Annotated in this window: 19 protein-coding genes; 9 read left to right on the plus strand and 10 right to left on the minus strand. The window is 64.8% G+C overall.

Going from position 1 to position 21107, the window contains the following annotated elements; genetic code table 11:
* Positions 1 to 122 precede the first annotated feature (122 nt).
* Genes U1E69_RS14765 through iolG form a run of 7 tightly spaced genes read right to left on the minus strand, consistent with a single transcriptional unit; the run spans position 123 to position 7275 of the window.
* Positions 123 to 944, minus strand: a complete 822-nt coding sequence (locus tag U1E69_RS14765) for a TIM barrel protein (RefSeq protein ID WP_322245141.1) — start codon at positions 942 to 944, stop codon at positions 123 to 125.
* Between the two features lie 18 nt (positions 945 to 962).
* The gene (locus U1E69_RS14770) at positions 963 to 1937 is read right to left on the minus strand and encodes a Gfo/Idh/MocA family oxidoreductase (RefSeq protein WP_322245143.1); all 975 of its coding nucleotides are present in this window, start codon (positions 1935 to 1937) and stop codon (positions 963 to 965) included.
* Positions 1934 to 3052, minus strand: a complete 1119-nt coding sequence (locus tag U1E69_RS14775; protein ID WP_322245144.1) for a Gfo/Idh/MocA family oxidoreductase — start codon at positions 3050 to 3052, stop codon at positions 1934 to 1936. Before U1E69_RS14775 ends, U1E69_RS14770 begins: the two co-directional genes overlap by 4 nt.
* Positions 3049 to 4023, minus strand: coding sequence for a hydroxyacid dehydrogenase (locus U1E69_RS14780; RefSeq protein WP_322245146.1), 975 nt, complete (start codon positions 4021 to 4023; stop codon positions 3049 to 3051). Before U1E69_RS14780 ends, U1E69_RS14775 begins: the two co-directional genes overlap by 4 nt.
* On the minus strand, positions 4023 to 4832 hold the full coding sequence (locus tag U1E69_RS14785) for an HpcH/HpaI aldolase family protein (RefSeq protein ID WP_322245147.1): 810 nt from the start codon (positions 4830 to 4832) through the stop codon (positions 4023 to 4025). Before U1E69_RS14785 ends, U1E69_RS14780 begins: the two co-directional genes overlap by 1 nt.
* Complete coding sequence (locus U1E69_RS14790) at positions 4829 to 6268, minus strand: NAD-dependent succinate-semialdehyde dehydrogenase (RefSeq protein WP_322245148.1); 1440 nt, start codon at positions 6266 to 6268, stop codon at positions 4829 to 4831. Before U1E69_RS14790 ends, U1E69_RS14785 begins: the two co-directional genes overlap by 4 nt.
* Positions 6268 to 7275 carry an inositol 2-dehydrogenase gene (gene iolG, locus U1E69_RS14795; protein WP_322245149.1) on the minus strand — a complete coding sequence of 336 codons (1008 nt, stop codon included), beginning with the start codon at positions 7273 to 7275 and terminating at the stop codon, positions 6268 to 6270. The genes U1E69_RS14790 and iolG overlap by 1 nt, the downstream gene beginning before the upstream one ends.
* A 108-nt stretch (positions 7276 to 7383) precedes the next feature.
* Between iolG and iolD the strand changes: the two genes are divergently transcribed.
* From iolD to U1E69_RS14810, 3 genes are read left to right on the plus strand one after another with little or no spacing between them, the layout of a single operon-like run.
* Positions 7384 to 9255: a 3D-(3,5/4)-trihydroxycyclohexane-1,2-dione acylhydrolase (decyclizing) gene (gene iolD / locus U1E69_RS14800; RefSeq protein WP_322245151.1), complete on the plus strand. Its 1872-nt coding sequence runs from the start codon at positions 7384 to 7386 to the stop codon at positions 9253 to 9255.
* A 3-nt stretch (positions 9256 to 9258) separates the two neighbouring features.
* Complete coding sequence (gene iolE / locus U1E69_RS14805; RefSeq protein WP_322245152.1) at positions 9259 to 10152, plus strand: myo-inosose-2 dehydratase; 894 nt, start codon at positions 9259 to 9261, stop codon at positions 10150 to 10152.
* A gap of 5 nt (positions 10153 to 10157) precedes the next feature.
* The gene (locus U1E69_RS14810; RefSeq protein ID WP_322245153.1) at positions 10158 to 10961 is read left to right on the plus strand and encodes an SDR family oxidoreductase; all 804 of its coding nucleotides are present in this window, start codon (positions 10158 to 10160) and stop codon (positions 10959 to 10961) included.
* Here U1E69_RS14810 and U1E69_RS14815 read toward each other — a convergent pair.
* Positions 10948 to 11814 (minus strand): MurR/RpiR family transcriptional regulator, encoded by an 867-nt coding sequence (locus tag U1E69_RS14815; RefSeq protein WP_322245155.1) that lies wholly within the window; start codon positions 11812 to 11814, stop codon positions 10948 to 10950. The two genes, U1E69_RS14810 and U1E69_RS14815, sit on opposite strands and share 14 nt — an antisense overlap.
* Positions 11815 to 12157: 343 nt before the next feature.
* Here U1E69_RS14815 and U1E69_RS14820 point away from each other — a divergent pair, with 343 nt between their 5' ends.
* The gene (locus U1E69_RS14820; protein WP_322245156.1) at positions 12158 to 12568 is read left to right on the plus strand and encodes an XRE family transcriptional regulator; all 411 of its coding nucleotides are present in this window, start codon (positions 12158 to 12160) and stop codon (positions 12566 to 12568) included.
* A gap of 661 nt (positions 12569 to 13229) precedes the next feature.
* Here the strand turns inward: U1E69_RS14820 and U1E69_RS14825 are convergent.
* A complete protein-coding gene (locus tag U1E69_RS14825) occupies positions 13230 to 14681 on the minus strand; it encodes a xylulokinase (RefSeq protein ID WP_322245157.1) in 1452 nt (483 codons plus the stop codon).
* Positions 14682 to 14794: 113 nt separating this feature from the next.
* On the opposite strand from U1E69_RS14825, the gene U1E69_RS14830 reads away from it, so the two are divergent.
* Genes U1E69_RS14830 through U1E69_RS14840 form a run of 3 tightly spaced genes read left to right on the plus strand, consistent with a single transcriptional unit; the run spans position 14795 to position 18246 of the window.
* On the plus strand, positions 14795 to 15739 hold the full coding sequence (locus U1E69_RS14830; RefSeq protein WP_322245159.1) for a substrate-binding domain-containing protein: 945 nt from the start codon (positions 14795 to 14797) through the stop codon (positions 15737 to 15739).
* Positions 15740 to 15779: 40 nt separating this feature from the next.
* Complete coding sequence (locus U1E69_RS14835; RefSeq protein ID WP_322245161.1) at positions 15780 to 17270, plus strand: sugar ABC transporter ATP-binding protein; 1491 nt, start codon at positions 15780 to 15782, stop codon at positions 17268 to 17270.
* A 4-nt stretch (positions 17271 to 17274) separates the two neighbouring features.
* Positions 17275 to 18246, plus strand: coding sequence for an ABC transporter permease (locus tag U1E69_RS14840; protein ID WP_322245162.1), 972 nt, complete (start codon positions 17275 to 17277; stop codon positions 18244 to 18246).
* Positions 18247 to 18567: 321 nt separating this feature from the next.
* Here the strand turns inward: U1E69_RS14840 and rsgA are convergent, their stop codons facing one another.
* On the minus strand, positions 18568 to 19614 hold the full coding sequence (rsgA, locus tag U1E69_RS14845; RefSeq protein ID WP_322245164.1) for a ribosome small subunit-dependent GTPase A: 1047 nt from the start codon (positions 19612 to 19614) through the stop codon (positions 18568 to 18570).
* 242 nt (positions 19615 to 19856) lie between these two features.
* Here rsgA and U1E69_RS14850 point away from each other — a divergent pair, with 242 nt between their 5' ends.
* The gene (locus U1E69_RS14850; protein WP_322245166.1) at positions 19857 to 20111 is read left to right on the plus strand and encodes a hypothetical protein; all 255 of its coding nucleotides are present in this window, start codon (positions 19857 to 19859) and stop codon (positions 20109 to 20111) included.
* Positions 20108 to 21106: a permease gene (locus tag U1E69_RS14855; RefSeq protein WP_322245168.1), complete on the plus strand. Its 999-nt coding sequence runs from the start codon at positions 20108 to 20110 to the stop codon at positions 21104 to 21106. The genes U1E69_RS14850 and U1E69_RS14855 overlap by 4 nt, the downstream gene beginning before the upstream one ends.
* Position 21107: the final 1 nt, after the last annotated feature.

Here is a 21107-nt window from a genome sequence, read left to right on the forward strand (position 1 = left end):
ATCAGAGTTGTCAATTATTTTATTTGGCAACGTTTCTTGCAGAGCAAGTTTCATTGCCGATTGGGAGGCGGCCAGCGGACCGGCCAGTTCCAGCATGGTTTCTGCTGCTTATCGTCCTTGGCTCAGGCCGTTCTCAGCAAGGTCGAGACGTATTCCAGGCTTGCGCGCAGGTGTGCGGCAAGGTCGGGGTCGTTCTGCACCTCAGGGCTGAACGGCTCCATCGAAACGAAGCCTTGATAGCCCGCCGCCTGCAACGCGCGAAGTTGAGCGATGTTGCCGACACGATCGCCGACGAAGATCAGGCCGCGGTCCGGTTCGACCAGATCACCGGGGGCAAGGTCGGCGCGTGCGATGCCGGACATGTGGGCCAGACCGATGCGTTCGGGGTAAAGCTGCGTATCGCCGCAGCGGAAATACTGGAACGTATCATAGCACAGCTGGTAGGCGTCCCAGCCGTCGATGTCTGTCACCGCCGCCACCGCCATGTCCTGCCGCTTCATGGTTGAACCCTTCATTCCCAAGGGCTCGACATAGCCCGTGACGCCATGTGCCTGCAGGATCGGCCGCAACTGCCGCAACCCGTCGCGCAAGTTCTTCTCGGCTTCGGCGTTGGTCCAGCCGTGATCCTCGTTGTGGACGGGGCACATGACCACACCCGGTGCGCCAAGGGCTGCGGCATAGGCGATGATCGCTTCGGCCTCCTTGGCGCGGGTCGGCGACCAGTCGTTGAACCGTTGCAGCGCGTTGACCGAGGCGACCTCCAGCCCCGCATCCTGCAACCGTGCCAGCACATCGCGCGCCGGGGTGCCATCGGCGAACTCACGCCCTTCGATGTCATTGCGGATTTCAACCGCCTGCACGCCGACCGAGGTGGCAAGCGCGATGAACGCGTCCAGGGGCAGTTGCGGAGCGCAGGTTCGGTTCAGGGCAAAGCGGATCGACATGGCGGGATTCCGTTCGGATCAGAGGTAAAGGTCAGGCCGTTGGCCGAAGTCCAGCCGCACCGGGTTGCCGGTCTGCAAAGCTGTTGCGACCTGTTCCGCGATGGCCGTTGCAACGTAGCCGTCCCAGGCCGACGCACCCACGGGACGCTCTTCGGCGATGGATCTTACCCAGGCGTTCATCTGGATGCGGTAGGCGTCGCGGAAGCGGGGGACCCAGTTTTCCGGCCAAGCGTGGCCGTGCTGACTGGCATGGTTGGTCAGCGTTACAGTGGGGGCCGCCATTTCCACCGTGCCGTCGCGCCCGACGAGCTGGGCGTGGACGTGGTAACCGTAGCGCGCGTTCATGTAGACTTCGGTGGACACGACAGCACCCCTATCAGTCTCCAGCGTGATCATCAGCGGATCACCGCCCGGGGCAGCGCTGATCCGGGCCAGCACCGGCTCGGCGTCCAGCAGCCAGCGGCTGATGTCGATCTCGTGGACGAAGGAGTTGGTGACCGCCATCGCCCCGGTGAACCAGTCCGGCGCGGCGGCATTGCGGTGGGTGTTGTGGAGAAGCACCGCCTCGCCAATCGCACCGGATTGCCGGACGTGGAGCATCTCGACATAGGCCGGATCGAAGCGGCGCATGTAGCCGACCTGAACCAGACGCTTCCCAAGCTGGACCTCGGCCTGAACCACACGCAGCGCCTGATCCGCCGTTGCCGCCAAGGGCTTTTCGCACAGCACGGGCTTGCCTGCCGCCAGACAGGCAAGCGCCAAGTCGGCATGGGTCGCGTCGGGTGAGGCGATGACCACCGCCTGCACCTTGTGGTCATGGATCAGCGCCAGCGGATCGGTGAAGGCCTCACCGTCACCAGCCACTGCGCGGGCCCGTCCGGCGTCGGCATCGCAGACGGCCACGACCCGCGCCCCTGCGGTTTCTTCGCGCAGGATGCGGACATGCTCTGCCCCCATCACCCCCGTGCCGATGACGCCGACCGAGAGGGTCATTTCACGTCAAGCCAGCGCTGCTCACGCGACGAGGTCTGGATCGTCTCGACCAGCGTCTGGATACGCAGCCCGGCGCGAAAGTTGAACGGCTCTGCCGACTTGCCCGCGATGGCGTCGATGTAACCCGCGACCTCGATGGCCTTCAGGTCGTTGAACCCGATCTGGTGGCCTGCAGCGACGCAGAACAACCCGTAAGGCGCGTGATCGGGCGAGGCTTCGATGCGCCGGAACCCCTGGCGGCCTTTGCGGTCGGCGGTGTCGAAGTAGTGCAGGACGTTGAAATGCTCCTGGCTGAACGCGAGCGCGCCCTTGGTGCCGTAGACCTCGAAGTCGTGCTGCATCTTGCGGCCGGTGGCGATCCAGTTGCCCTCGATGCTGCCGGTGGCCCCGTTCTCGAAGCGCAGGAAGGCGCGGCCCACATCGTCGACCGCCACCGCCTTGCGACCCCCGCGCCCATCTGGTCGTTCCGCGATCATCGTCACGCAGTCGCCCATGACCTTCGTGACCGGCCCGCACAGAAACTCAGCCGTGGCCAGCGCGTGCGATCCGATGTCGGCCAGCGCGCCTCCGCCTGCCGGGTCATGCCGGAAGGTGAAGGCCCCATTGGCGTCGGCCATGTAGTCCTCGCAATGGATGCCGCGATAGCCGCGGATCTCGCCCAGCTCTCCGGCCCGGATCATCTCGCGCGCGGTCTGCAGCATCGGGTTGCAGAGGTAGTTGAAGCCCACCTGCGTCTTAACGCCCTTGGCCTCTGCGGCCAGCGTCATCTCAAGCGCGTCCTTCGCGAGCGGTGCCAGAGGTTTCTCGCAATACACATGCTTGCCCGCCGCAATGGCCGCTAGCGACATCTCCTTGTGCAGCGCATTGGGTGCGGTGATCGACACCAGGTCGATTTCGGGGTTCTCGATGATGTCCTGCCAGCGCGCAGTGCCGTTGACGAAGCCCAGCGTCACGCGGGCGCGTTCAGCGGCCTCAGGGGTGATGTCGGCGACGGTGTGCAGGTCGAGGTCATACGCCAGTTCGAACACGCGGGGGGCCGAGGTGAAGCCGAAGACATGGGCCTTGCCCATGAAGCCGGTGCCGATCAGGCCGATGCGGAGGCGGGGTTTGGTCATTTCGCAAGTTCCTTCAGGCCGCCGATCGCGGCAGCGTTCACGACAAGCGCCGGGTCAAGTTTACCGGCGAAGAAATCCAGGACGTTCTGCACCGAGGCGATGGCCATCCGTTCGGCGCATTCCACGGTCAACGCGGCGTTGTGCGGGGTCAGGACCGCCTGGTCGAGACCGAAGAGCGGATGGTCCTTTCCCGGAGGCTCGGCGTCAAAGACTTCGATCCCCGCGCCGCCTAACCGGCCCGCCCGCAGGGCATCCGCCAGAGCGACCTCATCCAACAACCCGCCCCGCGCGGTGTTCACCACCACTCCGGTTGGTTTCATCAGCGCCAGTTCCGCTGTCCCAAGCAAGGCCCGGTCTGCACGCGGCAGGTGCAAGGACACCGCGTCGGCCTGCGCCAGCGCCTGGGCGAGGTCGGTCGCGCGCTCAGCAGCGTCCGGCCAACGGTCGGCGGGAATGTAGGGGTCATGGGCATGAACCTCCATCCCGAAGGCGCGGGCAAGGGCGGCCAGCTTTTGCCCGATCCGGCCAAAGCCCAGGATCAGCAGACGTTTGCCCGCGACCTCATGCGTCTGCAGTCCGTTCCGCCAGCTCCAGTTGCCATCGCGGGTGGCACGGTCGGCAGCGATCAGGCGGTGCGTCGCGGCAAGGATCAGCATCATCGCGTGCTCCGCCACGCCCGAGGAGTTCACGTCGCCAACGATGCAGAGGGGAATGCCGCGTGCGTTTAGCGCAGGCACGTCGACCGCATCATAGCCGACGCCGTGGCGCGAGACGATCTTCAAGCCGGGCGCTTTTGCGATGGAGGCCGCCGACAGCGTCTGCGTGCGGATTACCAGCGCGTCCGCCTTCGGCAGATGCGCCTGGTAGGAGGGTTCCGAGATCTCCTCGACATAGTCGAAGGTCACCGGGGCTGAGCGGAGGAGGTCCAGACCCGAGGGATGCAGTTTGCCGGCGACAAGGAGATGCGGCATCAGTAGGCCCCCTTCTCGGTCTTCCCCGCCGTTCCGTCGGTCAGCTTGCGGAAGCCTGCGACCGCAGCGCCCGCTGCCGCCGCCAGGAACCGCGAGTCACCGCCGACAGTAGTCATGTCAAAGCCCCAGCCGATGGCCTTCGCGGCATAGTCCGGCGTCCCGCAATGCAGCGCGGCACGGATGCCGTTCGTCTTGCAGGCGGCAAGAATGGTGTGCAGGGCGGCGACCATCTCTGGCTCTTCCCGGTCGAAGCCAGGGGCAAGGCGGCCCTGCGTCAGGCTTAGGGTCAGGTCGGCGGGGCCGACGTAGATCCCGTCCAGACCAGGCGTCGCGGCGATGGCGGCGAGGTTCGCCATCCCCTCTGCCGTCTCGATCATCGCAAAGGCCAGGATGTTGTCGTTCGCCTCACCCGCGTAGTTCGCCCCGGCCGCAAAGGACACCCGCGTCGGGCCGAAGCTGCGTTGACCCAAGGGCGGATAGCGCAGGTAGCTGACGAAGCGCGCCGCGTCCTCGGCCGAGTTGACCATCGGGCAGATGATCCCGTAGGCCCCGGCATCCAGCGCCTTCATGATGGTGCCAGGCTCCAGCCACGGCACCCGGGCCATCAGCGTGGCTCCACTGGCCCGCATCGCCTGGAACATCGGCAGGATGTTCGAGTAATCCAAAGCGCCGTGCTGCATGTCGATGGTCACCGAGTCGAACCCCTGCGCCGCCATGATCTCGGCGGTAAACGGGTTGCCGATGCTGCACCAGCCGTTGATCGTCGGCTTGCCTTCGGCCCACAGGGCTTTGAGCTTGTTCGGGATCATGCCCACACCATCTGGCTGGATTTGACGTCAAGGTAATCGCGGATGCCCTCAACCCCGCCCTCGCGGCCCATCCCGGAATGGTTGGTCCCTCCAAAGGGCGCCTCGCTTGCCGCCATCGCGAAGGAGTTGATCCCGACCATACCCGCCTTCAGCGCGGTCACCGTGCGGCGGGCGCGAGCGGGATTGGTGGTGAAGGCATAGGCCGACAGACCCATGTCGGTGGAATTGGCGCGGGTGAGCACCTCGTCTTCGCTGGAGAACCGCGTGATCGCGGCGATCGGACCGAAGTTCTCCTCAGCCATAACGCTCATGTCGTCGGTGCAGCCGGTCAGGACTGTTGGCTCAAAGAAATGCCCGGCGTTGAAGCCGCCAGCCCGCTTGCCCCCCGTTGCCACCGCAGCACCTGCCGCGACGGCTCCGGCCACGATCCGCTCCATCTCAGTCAACCGGTCCGCGCTGATCAGCGGCCCCATCCCGACCGAAGGGTCCAGCCCGTCGCCCAGCTTGATCGCCTGCGCACGTTTCACGAAGCCCTCGACGAAGGCATCGTGCAGGCGTTCGTGCACATAGAACCGGTCCCCCGTCACGCAGACTTGGCCTGCGTTTGCGAACTTGGTCGGCACGGCGACGTTCAGGCAGGACTCCAGGTCCGCGTCGTCATAGACGATGACCGGCGCGTTGCCGCCCAGCTCCATCGACACCTTCTTCAGCGTCGCCGCCGCGTCGCGGATCATCTGCTGGCCCACGCGGGTTGACCCCGTCAGGCTGACCTTCCGCACCGCCTTCGAGGCCATCAGCGGGCCATAGGTGGCCTCGGTCGGGCCAACAACCAGGTTGACTGCGCCGGCGGGCAAACGACCCGCACGGACGCAATCAACCATCACCATCGCCACACCCGGCGTCTGCTTCGACGGGCGAACAATGGTGGAGCATCCTGCGGCTAGGGCGGGAGCCACCTTTCGCGCGATCAGGGCTGCAGGAAAGTTCCAGGCGGTGAACGCCGCCACGATGCCGACGGGTTCATGGTGAACCTCGAACCGGCCACCTGGAACCCGTGATTCAATAATGCGGCCATAGACGCGGCGGGCTTCCTCGGCATACCAGCGGAACTGGTCGATGCTTAAGGCCCACTCGCGCCCGGCCTGGGCGATAGGCTTGCCCGTCTCCAGGCTGATCATGCGGGCAGCCTCATCGGTCCGCCGCAGCATCTCATCCGCGATCCGGTGCAGCGCGTCGGCGCGTTCAAACGCCGGGGTCTTCGACCAGACCGCAAAGCCCGTTGCAGCGGCAGCCAGCGCCGCCTCGGTATCCGCGACAGATGCCACCGGGCAATCGCCCAGCGACTGCTCGGTCACGGGGCTATGGACGGCCGAAGTCCGACCGTCGGCCGCCGCGCGCCATTCACCACCAATGAAAAGTCCGAACCGTGCATACATCAGGTCAGCTCCTTCACGGCCACGACGCGGCCCTCGTTGATCGACTTCAGCGCAGCTTCCGCCAGCACCAGCGCCAGGCGCCCATCCTCGAACCCGACCGAGGGGGCGCGCTTCTGCTCGATCGCCTCGACGAATTCCGATATCTCGGCGTCAAACGCCTCGCGGTAGCGCTCGATGAAGAAGTTCAACAGCGGCTCGGCCCGGTCGGTGAAATCGGCGGTGTGCAGCGTCATCTCGTGCGGGCGGCGGTTTTCCGAGATCGCCATGCCATTGGTGCCCAGAGCCTCGACCCGCTGGTCGTAGCCATAGGTCGCGCGGCGCGAGTTGGTGATGATCGCCTGCTTGCCGCTTGCGGTCTTCAGGACCACGGTCACCGTGTCATGGTCGCCCAGCTTTTCCATCAGCGCCGGGTCGACAAGGCGCGAACCGGTGGCGAAGACCTCGGTCACCTCCTCACCCAGGATGAATCGCGCCATGTCCAGATCGTGGATCGTCATGTCGCGCAGGATGCCGCCCGAGACCTGCAGATAGGCCTCCGGGGCCAGCCCCGGATCGCGCGAGGTGATGACGACCTGATGCAGCTCGCCGATATCACCCGCCTCGATGGCCTTACGGACGGCGGCGTGACCCGGATCGAAGCGGCGGACAAAACCCAGCTGGATCGGCACGCTGCTGCCCGCAATCTTCGTTGCACAGGCGTTCACCCGGACCAGGCTCAGGTCGATGGGCTTTTCGCACAAGGTCGGCTTGCCCGCCGCGACGGCCAGTTCCAGAAGATCGGCGTGGGTATCCGTGGCCGTGGCGATCAGCACCGCATCGACATCCGCCGAAGCAAAGATCGCTTCTACGGACGCGACGACCTTGGCCCCGGTTTTCGCCGCAACAGCCTGTGCAGCGGGCGCGTGGATGTCATAGACACCCGCAAGGGTGGCCCGCGGGTGCGCCGCGATATTGGCAGCGTGCATCACGCCAATGCGCCCGCAGCCGAGCACAGCGATCCGGATCATCGTCTTCCTCCCGATTCAATGATGCAATACTCATTGCCATTAACATCTATTGTCAACCCATAATGCGTGCGGTTATGCTGTATCCGCATTCGAGGGAGGAGATGGCCTATGGAACACTCGACGATTCGCCTGACCATGGCGCAGGCGCTGGTGCGCTGGCTGACCGCGCAGTTCACCGAGATCGATGGGCAACGTGTGCCCCTCTTCGCCGGGGTCTTCGGCATCTTTGGCCATGGCAACGTCACCTGCCTGTCCGAGGCTCTGGAGGCGGTGCAGGACCAGCTTCCCACCTGGCGCGGGCAGAACGAACAGTCGATGGCGCTGGCGGCGATCGGCTTCGCCAAGGCCAAGCGGCGGCGGCAGATCATGATCGCCACGTCGTCCATCGGGCCGGGTGCCTTGAACATGGTCACGGCTGCGGGCACGGCCCACGCCAACCGGCTGCCCGTCCTTCTGATCGCCGGCGATACCTTCACCACCCGGCTGCCCGACCCCGTGCTCCAGCAGGTCGAGCACTACAATGACCCGACCTTGACGGTGAACGACGCTTTCAAGGCCGTGACCCGCTACTGGGACCGCATTGTCCATCCCGCACAGATCATCCAGTCGCTGCCCCAGGCAGTTGGCGCGATGCTTGACCCAGCCGATTGCGGCCCGGCCTTCATTGCCCTGCCGCAGGACACTCAAGAGCTGGCCTTCGACTACCCGGTGGAGTTCTTCGCGGAACGCACCTGGGCCATCCCGCGCCCGCGCCCCGACCGTAAAGCCGTGGCAGATGCGGCGGCCCTGCTGAAGACCGCCAAGAAGCCCCTGATCATCGCGGGCGGCGGCGTGCGTTACTCGGGCGCGGAAGGGGCAGTCGCCCGTTTCGCCGCCGAACGGGGCATTCCGGTGGTCGAGACCATCGCCGGCAAGGGCGGTCTCACTCATCATCACCCGGTCCACGCGGGCCCGATCGGCATCATCGGCTCAACCTCGGCCAACGCTCTGGCCGCCGAGGCCGACGTGATCCTGGCCATCGGCACAAGGCTGCAGGACTTCACAACCGGCTCCTGGACCGCATTCTCCCGCGATGCACGCTTCATCTCGATCAACGCCGCCCGCTTCGACGCCCTGAAACACCGCGCCCTGGCCGTGGTCGGCGACGCGCTGGAGGGCGTGGACGAGCTGGACTCGGCGCTTGGCGCCTGGAAAGCCCCCGCAGAGCATCTTCCCCACGCCAAGGCCCTCTTCGCCGAGTGGGACGCACTTCTTGACGACCACCAGACCCCGACGAACGCCCCGATCCCGACTTATGCCCAGGTGGTCAACGTCGTGAACACAGCGGCAGGCGAGAAGGACACCCTGATCGCCGCCGCCGGGGGCATCCCGGGCGAGGTCGCGAAGGGCTGGCGCGTCAAGGCGCCGAACTCCTTCGACCTGGAATTCGGCTTTTCCTGCATGGGCTACGAGATCGCCGCCGGCTGGGGTTGTGCCATGGCGCAGTCCGGTCCGGGGGGCCTGGGCGGCACACCCATCGTCATGCTGGGCGACGGCACCTACATGATGATGAATTCGGACATCTATTCCACGGTGCTGTCCGGCCACAAGATGATCGTCGTGGTCTGCGACAACGGCGGCTATGCGGTCATCAGCCGCTTGCAGCAGTTCAAGGGCGTGCCGGGGTTCAACAACCTGTTGAAGGACTGCCGGATCACCGACAAGGCCAACCCCCTGCATGTCGACTTCGCCAAGCACGCGGAATCGATGGGCGCCGCCGCCCGCAAATGCGAAAGCCTGGCCGACCTTGAGGCCGCGCTGGAGTGGGCCAAGTCCAACGACCGCACGACCGTCATCACCATCGTGACCGACGCCTATGCCTGGGTGCCGGGCGATGCCGACTGGGATGTGGGCGTGCCAGAAGTCTCGGACCGCGAAAGCGTCCACAAGGCCCGCGCCCACCAGGAAGAAATTCGCGCCAAGCAGCGCGTTGGAGTCTGAAGAATGAAAGCGAAACTTGGAATTGCCCCCATCGCCTGGTGGAACGACGACCTGGCGGAACTCAGCGACGACGTAAGCCTTGAGGAATGCCTCCGCCAGGCGTCCGTCGCGGGCTTCACCGGCATGGAAACCGGCCGCCGCTTCCCGATGGACATGGCCGAGCTGGGGCCGATCCTTTCGAAATTCGGCATCTCGGTCTGCGGCGGCTGGTTCTCTGGCCTCCTCCTCGACGGCGACATCGAGGTGGAGAAGGACCGCATCGCCCAGCAGCACGCCTTCTTCAAAGCCGCCAAGGCCCCCTGCATCGTCTATGGCGAGACCGCGCGTTCGGTTCAGGGCATCAAGTCCGCCCCGCTGGCGACCAAGCCGAAGCTGACCGAAGCCGAGATCGCAGTCTACGGTCGCAAGATCAGCGACTTCGCCGACTGGTGCGCGGCAAACGGCATGCCGATCACCTACCATCACCACATGGCCGCCGCAGTCGAGACCGAGGCTGAGCTTGACCTCTTCATGAAGCATTCCACCGTGCCCCTCCTGTTCGACGCGGGCCACATGGCGTTTGCGGGTGGCGACAACCTGCGTGTCATCGAAAACCACTGGAAGCGCATCACCCATGTCCACACCAAGGACGTGCGGATGGACGTGATCAACGCCCTAGATCGCACGAAGGAATCCTTCCTCGACGCCGTCGTGAAAGGCGCTTTCACCGTCCCCGGCGATGGCTCGCTGGACTTCGAGGCCATCGTCAAGGCGCTGGCTGGCAAGGGCTACGAGGGCTGGTTCGTCGTCGAGGCGGAACAGGACCCCAAGGTCTCGCCGCCGCTGGAGATGGCGAAGAAGGGCCACAAGGAGCTTCTTCGCGTGATGGCCGCGGCCGGCTACGAGGTCGTGCAATGAATCGGATGGACGGCAAGGTCTGCGTCGTCACCGGGGCCACCCAGGGCCTGGGGGCTGCCATCGCCCGCCGCCTTGCTGCGGCAGGTGCAGCTGGCCTCGTAATCACGGGGCGAAACGCGCAACGTGGTGAGCAGGTAGCACAAGAAATCGCCAAAAAGCACCGCATCGACGTGCATTTCCTTCGGGCCGACTTTGCCGAGGTCGAGGACTGCCGGATGGTGATCGCAGAGACAGATCGTCTGTTTGCTCATGTGGACGTTCTGGTTAATGCCGGCGCATCGACCGCACGCGGCACTATTCTGGACACGTCGCCCGAAGTGTTCGACGCGCTCTTTGCGACTAACGTCCGCGGCCCCTACTTCCTGATGCAGGAGGCGATCAAGCTGATGATCAAGAGAGGGGTAGAGGGCGCCATCTGCAACATCGGCTCCATCTCGGCTCTGGCTGGTCAGCCCTTCATCAACGCCTACTGCGCATCGAAAGGGGCACTGACAACACTGACCGCCAACACCGCCTTCTCGGTCTTGGCCAACCGCATCCGGGTTAACCAGCTGAATGTCGGCTGGATGGCTTCCGACCACGAGCGCGAGATCCAAGCCAAAAGCGGAGTGGCGGACTGGGAGGCAAAAGCTGCGGCCGCCCTACCATTCGGTCGCCTCGTCGACCCGGACGAAGCTGCGCGAGCGGTGAACTTCCTCGTGTCGGACGACGCAGGCCTGATGACTGGGGCCATCGTCAACTTCGACCAGTCGGTCTGGGGCGCCGTTGCTGAAGGCATGCCTGTGCCGAACGGGCCTATGGCCCTGTAACCACCGGAATCCGCGGCTCGGCGCTGTCTTTCTGCAGCCGGGCCGCGACGGCGACACAGATGGCCTGCGCCAGGCACATCGGCGCGGCCAGACTGCGCGAGAAGGTGTATTCGTGTTCTGGCACTGCAAACAGAACCTTCGCCAGCTTGGCGAAAGGCGACAGCGTGCTGTCCGTGATCGCCAGGATCGGCACCCCCCGCGCAGCCGTCTCTTCGGCTACGTTGACCACCTCGGTCGCGTAGAAGCGAAAGGACACCACGACCAGGACATCCGTCGTCCGCGCCACCTTTGCCATATGCGTCGCCAACCCGCCGCTGGCATCCAGCAGCACCGTCCGCTTGCCCAACATGGTCAGCACATAGCGCAGAAGTTCGACCACGGGGGCGGACCGCAGCTGGCCGACCAGATAGATCGTATCCGCCGCCTCGATCATGTCCGCAGCACTGGCAAGCGCGCCGGGATCAATGTTCGCCAGAAGCTCCTGCAACGACGCCACATCCCGCGCCACAAGGTCCGCCAGGAACCCCATCTCGCCTTCGCGCGCCCCGCCAAGCTCGGTCTCCAGCGCGCGCACCCGGGCATCGAACCCCGGAGCCGCAGTGGTCAGACGGCGCTGGAAGATGACCTGCAGATCCTTGAAGCCCTTGTAGCCCAGGGACTGGGCATAACGCACGAAGCTGGACGCATGGATCCCGCACTTCGCCCCAATGGCGTTGACCGACAGCACCGCCACGTCGTTCGGGTTCTGCGTCAGGTAAAGTGCGATCTTCTGATAGGACTTTGACATGTCGTCATATCGATCATGGATGAGCCGGATCAGTTCTTCATAGGTCTCCGGCGGTCGAAAGGACATTGTCACTCCTCGGCTCAAATCACGCCTGATGGTGCGCTCGATGCATGGAACATGTCGCAGGGAACTTTGTCAATCGGCCCGCAATGCAGCGAATGATGCAAGGATTGGCTGGCGCGAAGGAGCTGTGAATGGCTTGGCAGGCCGCTCGAGAAGGACCTCGACATCAGGGGCATCGGGAGTGGAAAGTTCGGGCATCCCCGACCGGCTGGGGCTGGAAGCACCCCCATCAGGGTCAGCACGTTTCGCTAGGACTTCGGTCTTGAAGAAGGTCCCAAAGCTCACTTTGCTGTCCCTCCCCGACCTTACCGACGCACGCATTTAAGTAACTGATGTGACCAACCACATGAGAGACAACATGACTAACCCATATCAGAATACCGCGACTGCACGACTTATCGCCGACCGGATCCGCGACCTTGCGTTCAAGAAGACCCAGACCGAAATTGCCAGCGAAGCCGGCTTCCCGAACGCAAATATGGTGAGCTTTCTCAAGATCGGGCGGAACAAGACTCCTCTGGATAGAGTGCCCTCGCTCGCGAAGGCGTTGGAGGTTGATCCGGCGTATCTCATGCGGCTCGCACTCGACCAGGCGGTGGCCGCGACGGCGGCGAAGGCGATCACCGACATCTTTGGGACGCCCGCCACCGAGAACGAGCGTGGCTGGCTGCAAGAGCTGCGTGACGCGTCGGACAACAGCGATCCACGTATCACCGCCAGGTCACGTGCAACGCTTCGAGGTATCTTCGGTAAATGAGTGCAGACGACGACGCACCGATCTTCATGCTGCCCACGGCCCCAGCGGGACCGTGGGACCACCTGACGAAGAACGAGCGGACTTAGATCGAGTTTATCCGCGTCACCTCCTGCGGCTCTGACACGAGAGTAACACCTGCGCGCGTTAGCGGGCTGCGGCTTCTTTTGGATACGACGTGAAACACGAACTCAGGAAACATTAGCCGTTCCCCGGAATCGGGGAGCGCTCTACAATTCGGGCACCCTTGCAGATCACGAACCGAGGTGAACCTCTAACGCAGTGAAATATACTCGTGCCAGAATCTGTGCGAAATCTCGTGCCAGAGCGACCCATAAGCGGCTGATTTATAATAAATCAGTGAGTTGTCCAGCCTCTCACCTTTCCCCCGTCACATCGTTGATTTTTCAGAAACCCCTTCCAGACAAGGGGTTATGCTACAAAACGTGCTGCAGATCGGTGTTCGGGCAGCAAGGAATGCGTGTCTCGCTGGACGATACGGAGCGGGCTGACCGCGTGAAGGTCAGCGGCTTCAGCACCAGGGGTCGCGCAGTTTGCGCCAACGGGCTGCGCCTGCTTGGGCTGGGAAGCTGTCAGAGGGACGAGGCAGGGGCCCTCATCGGTTTTGCGCAAGTCAACATGGCACCGTTGGCGGTAAGCGGACCTAGCCCAAGGCACTCAGCGCGTGGTTGATCGGACGCAACGCCCCATAAAGGTCGCGCCAGAGGGCATAGCGGGTGTCCGCGCGGGCGCTTTCTTTTGGACGCGGGGTGAACATCCGGTCCCCTTTGACAAGCGCTTTGGACGCCAAGGCAAGATCAGTCATGGCCCCCACCCCGACGCCCGCCATCACGGCTGCGCCAATGGCACCAGGATCGCTGCCTTCGACCCGCTGGATGGGGCGGCCAAGCACGTCGGCGCGAAGTTGCGCCCAGGTGTCCGACGCAAAGCCACCCCCGCCTGCCCGCAGGATCGCCGGCTTCGCGCCTGCCGAAAGCTCCAGCGCCTCGAATGCCAGTCGGGCGGAGAAGGCGACGCCTTCCAGAACCGAGGCTGCCATTTCGGCCGGGCCGTGACTGGCGGTCAGTCCCGCAAAGCCGCCGCGCGAGGCCGCATCCCAGAGCGGCGCCCGTTCGCCCTGAAGGTGTGGCAGGAACATGGGGGCGTCGTCGGTCACGGACATGGCCAGTGTGGCAAGCTCCTGGGCCGAGCGGCCCAGGAGCCGGGCCGCCCAGTCAAGCGAGGCCCCCCCGGATTGCGTGGGGGCTGCGTGCAGGCGCAGGCCGTGCCAGTCTGGAAAGGTGATGATGCCCGGCTGGGGGAAAAGGTCGCCCGACATGATGCCCAGCACATCCGAGGTGCCTGAAAGATAGAACGCCTCGCCCTCCTGCGCCACGCCAAGGCCGAAAAGACTGGCCCAGGCGTCCATCACGCCAAGCACGACGGGCGTTCCTGCAAAGGGCCAATGGGCGCTGACCTGGCCCACAATGGCAAACGGGTCGGCCAGCGGTGCAAGCCGCCGCGCCGCGCCGTCGAGACCCGCGATCAAGTCATCGGCATAGGTGAAAGCGGGCGTGACCAGGCCCACGGCCGAGATCGGGTCCGTCACCACGACCCCCGTCAGCCGCGCCAGAACCCAGTCGCGCGGCAAGAGGACATGAGCGGTCCGGTCCCATAACTCGGGGCGCGCTGCCTGCATCCAGGCCATTCGGGCAAGAGCGTGGCTGGCATCGATCGGAATCGGCGCGCCAAGCCAGGCGATCTTGTCCTGGGGGGACACGGCGCGATCCAGGGCCGCTCCGGCCTGGGCTGCCCGGCCATCTTGCCAGACAATGGCGGGATGAAGGACGTTCAGCGCAGCATCCGTAAAGACGTGCGTATTCACCTGTGAGGTCAGACACAGGGCGGCGGCAGAGCCATGCTGGGCAAAATGCTCCAGCGCAGCCCTGACAAGCCGAAGCCAGTCTTCGGGGTCCTGTTCAACATGGCCGGCGGCGGGCCTTTGCGTGGGGTAGCGGGCCGAAAACTGGGCCAAGCGACGACCTGACAGGTCGATCATCACCGCCTTGACCGAGGTGGTGCCGATGTCGATGCCGATCAGATGCGAGGTGGACACGTTTCCCCCAGAGTGCAGGTCCGGCGGAGGCTTGGAATACCTCTGGACGCGGCAAGACTGGCCTGACAATCATTCGTCCGCAAGCATGAGAAATGCAGAGGGAGGGACAGGAAATGACCGGAATCACACGGCGCGCTTTCGGGCGCATCGCGGGGCTGACGCTGGCGACCGCGCTGGTAACAGCCGGAAGCGCCGCCTTCGCCGAGGGCGAGAAGATCGCAGTGATCACGCCCTATCTGTCGCAGCCCGGAACGCAGTTCTACGTCGAAGCCTTCCAGGCCCGCGCCAAGGAGCTGGGCTGGGAAGTGAACGTCATCGACACGGCGGGCGACGTCGCGGCGGTCATCAGCCGGATGGAGGATGTGTCGGCCCAGGGCGTCAATGCCATCGTCCTGAACGTCGATCCGGCGCAGGTGGGTGCGGGGCTTGACGCGGCAGTGGCGGCGAACATCCCGGTCTTCGGCATGGACGCCGGGGCCGATCCGCGGATCAAGGCCAACATCACCTCGAACGGCTATGCGATGGCGGCGGAAACCTCGGTCTATGTGGCCAATCGCATTGGCGGTGCGGGCAAAGTCGTGATGTTCGTCTTTGACGCCTTCCCGCCGGTGCAGGTGCGCGGCGCGGTGGCGGATGCGGTCTTCAAGAACCATCCCGACATCACCGTGCTGGACCGCGTGACCCCCGATGTCTCGGACGGTGGCATTGCCGACAGCCGCGCCAAGATGGAAGCGATCCTGGCCGCAAACCCGGAACCCGGCAGCATCAAGGCGGTCTGGGCGGCCTGGGACCAGCCCGCCCTTGGCGCGCTGCAGGCGATCGAGGCGGCAGGACGGCAGGGCGAAGGGATCGTCATCACCGGCATCGACGCCAACCCGCAGGCGCGGGACGCCATCGCGGCGGGGGGGAACTTCGAAGCCTCGGTTGCGCAGGATTTCCAGGGCATCGGTGCCACGACGGCGGACACCGTGGCGCGGGTGCTGGGCGGTGAGACGCTCAAGTCCAACGTGATCTATGTCCCGACCAAGCTGATCACCAGTTCCAACGCCAAGGACTAAGGCCGACGGGGCGGCTCATACCGCCCCGCTGCCCTTCCCTATGCCAGAGTTGCGCCTGTCGGGCATCGTAAAGACTTTCGGTCCCGCGCGGGCGCTGGACGGGGCCGCGCTGTGGCTGCGCGGTGGAGAAGTGCATGCGCTGATGGGCGAGAACGGGGCCGGCAAAAGCACGCTGATCCGTATCCTTGCAGGGTTGGAGAGCGTCGATTCCGGCGATGTGACGCTGGACGGAACGCCGTTGCGGCTTGGGTCGCCAGCGCTGGCCAAAGCGGCAGGGTTCCGTTTTCTGCATCAGGAAAACCATGTGGTCCCGGCGTTAAGCGTGGCTGAGAACATGCACCAGTCGCGGCCCTATCCGCAGCGCTTTGGTCTGGTCCACTGGTCGGCGCTGCGCCAGGCGGCGGCGGATGCACTTGGGCGGTTGGGGGCATCCCATATCGACGCGCGGGCGGTGATGGGGGCGCTGGGGGCGGGCGACCAGATGCTGGTGCGGATCGCGGCCACCTTGCTGGACGACGGCGATGCACCCTGGGCCTATGTGATGGACGAGCCCACCGCCGCCCTGACCGGGGCCGAGGCGGAACGCCTCTTCCAGGCCATCGCCGCGCTCAAGGCGGCGGGGGCGGCGGTTCTTTACGTCTCGCACCGCATGGACGAGGTGATGATGCTTGCCGACCGCATCACCACCCTGCGCGACGGGGCGCATGTGGCCACCCGTGACCGCGCGGCGACCAGTCGGGACGAGATCATCCGCGACATGACCGGGCGCGACATGGCGGACCTGTTCCCCAGCCGAGCAGCGGCGTCGGGGCCCCGGGCACTTTCCGTGCGCGACTTGCGGGCAACGGGCCTCGGCCCCTTGTCCTTAGAAGTGGCGGAAGGCGAGATTCTGGGCGTGGCGGGGCTGTCCGGCTCGGGCCGGGAGGTCCTGTTGCGCGCGCTGATCGGGGCGGTGCCGCGGACGGGCGATCTGTCCTTGCGCGGGGTTCCGCTGGCGGCAAACCCGGCAGGGGCCTGGGCACAAGGGCTGGCCTATGTCCCGCCTGAGCGGCGGACCGAAGGCGTGATGCCACGCCGCGCGCTGGCCGAGACGGTTGCCCTGCCGCATCTTTCCCGCCTGTCGCGCCTGGGGTTCGTCCAGCGCCGCAAGACCGCCGGGCTGGTGCGCCGCCTTGCGCAGGATGTGCGGTTGAAGGCATCCGGGCCAGACCAACCGATCGCCGAGTTGTCGGGCGGCAACCAGCAAAAGGTCCTTTTTGCCCGCGCTCTGGCCGGTGAGCCTGCGGTCCTTTTGCTGGATGAGCCGACGCGGGGTGTCGATGTCGGAGCCAAGTTCGACATCTACACGCTGGTCCGCGATCTTGCCGCGAAAGGGGCTGCGGTTATCGTCGTGTCCTCTGACCTGCCCGAGCTGATCGGGTTGTCGGACCGGATCGCCGTTCTGAACGCGGGGCGGCTTTCGCAGATCCTGCCCGCCGCCGGGTTGACCGAGGCCGCCCTGCTGACGGCCTGCTATCAGAAGGAAAGCTGAACCGATGGCATCATTCCTGCGGCATTACGGGTCGTTGATCGGCATGGCGGCCATCGTGGTCTTCTTCTGGATTGCGCTGCCCGACACCTTCATGACCCTGCGCAACTGGCTGAACATCAGCCAGCAGCTTTCGATGCTGATCGTGGTCGCGGTGACGATGACGGTGGTCATGGTGATGGGCGACTTCGATCTGTCGGTGGGGGCGATGGCGTCCCTGTCCGGGGTGGTCGCGGCGGTGCTGTTCACGCAAGGCCTGCCGGTCCCCGTCGCCCTTGCGGCGGCGCTGGCCGTCGGGCTTCTGGGCGGGCTTGCCAATGGGGTTCTGGTCAGTCTGGTTGGCATCTTGCCTTTCGTCGCAACGCTGGCGACCATGACCATATTCTCGGGCGCGGCCTTCCTTGTGTCCGGCGGCAAGACCATCTTCGGGCGCGATATTCCGCAAGGCTTCGCCGATTTCGCCAAGTCCGGCCTGCCCCTTGGGACCTGGGGCGGCAATCTTGTGGTGCTGCCCGCGCTGACGCTGCTTGCGGCGGTGGTGACATTCACGGTCTGGGTCGTGCTGGAGCACACAACCTATGGCCGCAGGCTTTATGCCATTGGCGGCAACGCCGACGCCGCGCGGCTGGCCGGGGTCAAGGTCGCGCAGCTGCGGCTTTCCGCCTTCGCCTTTACCGGAGTGGGCGCCGCACTGGCGGGGATCATGTATGCCTCACGCGTCGCCTCGGCCAATCCGGTGCAAGGTGACGGGTTGATGCTGACTGCGATTGCGGCGGTGTTCCTTGGCATGACGGCAACGCGCGACGGGCAGCCCAATGTGCTGGCCACGGTCGCCGGTGTCGTCACGCTGGGGGTGATGGACAACGGGCTGACCCAGCTGCAGGTCGACAGCTATGTGCGGCAGGTCCTGGTGGGTGCGATCATCCTGGTGGCAGTGTCAATCAGTGCGCTGGGTCGCCGGGCGATCGGGCTGCGGTGAGGCAGGGGATGCACCATCGTCAGTCCCGCCTCTCGGACCAAATGGTCAGCGGACGGGAAGGCAAGATGGCAAGATACGCGTCAAGTGCGGTGCAGCTTGTCCAGTTTTCGTGGACCATGAAGTCGCATGGGTCAGCCGCATCGACGTGGACGTCGTCGTTGGCACAAGCAGATGCCGATCACATCGCGGCTTGACCGCTCTGCCTTTCTGGCCGCCCATGATCTGGTTGTGCACTGGAGCGGCAGTAACCGGGCGCGGATCGGTCGTGCAACAGGCCGTTGATCTACCATGATCCGAACGACCGCTTTGGACCTTCGGTGTTCAGCTTCGTTTGCTGCTGGTTTTCGTCTGCTTGTTCCCGCGAGGCCCGGACTGGACAGGGGTGTTGGACCGGTTCTCGTCCACAAGTTTGCGCCAGCGCTCAAGACGCGCCGGATCAAGCCGCCCGGCCGCAACTGCCGCCTGGACCGCGCATCCCGGCTCATGGTCATGCGTGCAGTCCCTGAAATGGCATTCAGGTGCAAGCTCGGCGATTTCTGCGAACACCAGATCCAGTCCGATTGAAAGGTCACTGGCATGCAGCGTCCGGATGCCGGGCGTGTCGATCGCCCAGCCGCCTCCGACAATGCGATGCAGCGAGCGGGATGTGGTGGTGTGGCGGCCCTTTCCGTCTGCTTCACGGATGCTGCCAGTCAGCTGCGCCTCGTCGGGAGCTTTCCCACACAGCGTATTCAGCAATGATGACTTCCCCACGCCTGACGAGCCCACAAGGGCGACCGTTTGTCCGACAGCGCACCAAGGGGCCAGCGCCGCGGCCGCTTCAGGCGCCGTTGCATCCAGGATGACGACCTCCAGGCCGCGCTGCAGTCCTGATACCTGATCCCGCCAGGGCCCGGTGTCTGCCACCTGGTCCGCCTTGGTCAGGATGATCACCGGCGTTGTGCCGGACTCGTGGGCAAGAGCCAGATAACGCTCAAGCCTTGCAACGTTCAGGTCATCATTGCAGGACGTGACGATGAAGAGAGTGTCGACGTTCGCCGCGATAAGTTGCGGAGCCTGCCCACCCTCGGTCCGCCGCTGCAGCGTGGTCCTGCGCTCCAGTCGTCTCAAAGGCATCCGGGTGTCAGGCTCTACAAGGAGCCAGTCCCCCACGGCGTAATCCGCCGTATTGGCCTGGCTGGGAAGATTCAGCCTGACCGGACCGGTCTGGGATTCCGCCGTCACTCTGGCGCGATGAACGGTCGCGACACGCATGCGCGCAAGGCGTGCTTCCACTTGATCGAGTTGATCGTCGAAAAACACCGACCACCCGAGTTCAGCCAACGGCAAAGGTTCCTGATCTGATTCGTGACTCACGATGATCTGCATGGGCGCGATACCGGGCTGATGCAAGGCTTGCTTTGAAGGGTTCGCCGACTGATGTCCGGCATCGCCTGTGTCGAAGGCGGCGCGCGCCCGGAACGAACCCGCAGAATTCGAGAGAAGGTTCGCCAGACGCAGACGTCCTGCGTGCGTCGACCGTGCCGTGGGTGCCAGTCAGCTAGCTTGACTCAGATCACGGCGAGGATCTTCCGCTTGCGCGAAGATGTGCATGAACTGGAGGCCCCTCGATGGATGTTGTTGTCCTGCCCGCCTTGGCCGAACCGACTCGCCATGAAACGATGCGCATTCCGCCAGGCGGGTCGGAGTATCGTTTCGGTAAGTTGACAAAGCTCAAGCAAGTGCTGAAGCACCTCGGGCGCGTGGCGGATCGCCAGGACGCGCGGTTGTCGCGAGACCGGATGAACCCGGCCCAATCGCCCATGCCGCGTCTGGTCGAGCCTGCGCTGGACCGTGGTCTGGTCGTCACAAAGGCTCCATCATGAACGTGTTCGGATGGATGAACGACCAGCTGCTGCGGATGATCTGGCTTGATGACCTGGTCGGCCAGGCTGTGACGGCCGTGGGGCTTGACCCTGCCTCAAGGCTGGGCGGGTCGGTGCAGTTCTTCGTCTATGACGTGATCAAGATCTTCATCCTGCTTTCGGTGCTGATCTTTGCCATCTCCTACGTCCAAAGCCATTTCCCGCCGGAACGGACACGGGCCTTGCTGGGCGGTCGCTCCGGGATCGGTGCCAACACGCTGGCAGCGCTTCTGGGCACGCTGACGCCCTTCTGTTCCTGCTCGTCGATCCCGCTCTTCATCGGCTTCACGGCCGCCGGGTTGCCGTTGGCGGTGACCTTTTCGTTCCTGATCTCCTCGCCGCTGGTTGACCTCGCATCGGTGATCCTGCTGGCGTCGATCTTCAGCTGGCCCATCGCCCTGACCTACGTTGCGGTCGGGCTGGTCGTTGCCATCGTCGGCGGCACAGTGATCGGACGGCTCGGCATGGAGGATCAGGTGGCGGCCTTCGTTCGCACGGTGCCCGTGACCGGGGAAGCGGCAACGATGACGCGGACCGAGCGGCTGACCTATGCGAAAGATCAGGTCGTCGAGATCGTCCACCGCGTCTGGCCCTATGTGCTGATCGGGGTTGGCATCGGCGCGGCGATCCACAACTGGGTGCCCGCCGACGTGACCTCCGCCGTGCTTGGGCAGGACAAGTGGTGGTCTGTTCCGATCGCGGTGCTGGTGGGAATCCCGATGTATGCCGACATCTTCGGCACCCTGCCGATTGCCGAGGCTCTGGTCGGCAAGGGCGTGGGGCTGGGCACGGTGCTGGCTTTCATGATGGCGGTAACCGCGCTGTCGCTGCCCTCGCTCATCATGCTCAAGCGCGTGGTCAAGATGCCGCTGCTGGTCACCTTCACCAGCGTCGTCACGGTCGGCATCCTGTCGATCGGACTGATCTTCAATGCCATTGCCAATTGGTTCATCTGAC

This window comes from Tabrizicola sp. (assembly GCF_034366665.1).
Lineage (GTDB): Bacteria > Pseudomonadota > Alphaproteobacteria > Rhodobacterales > Rhodobacteraceae > Tabrizicola.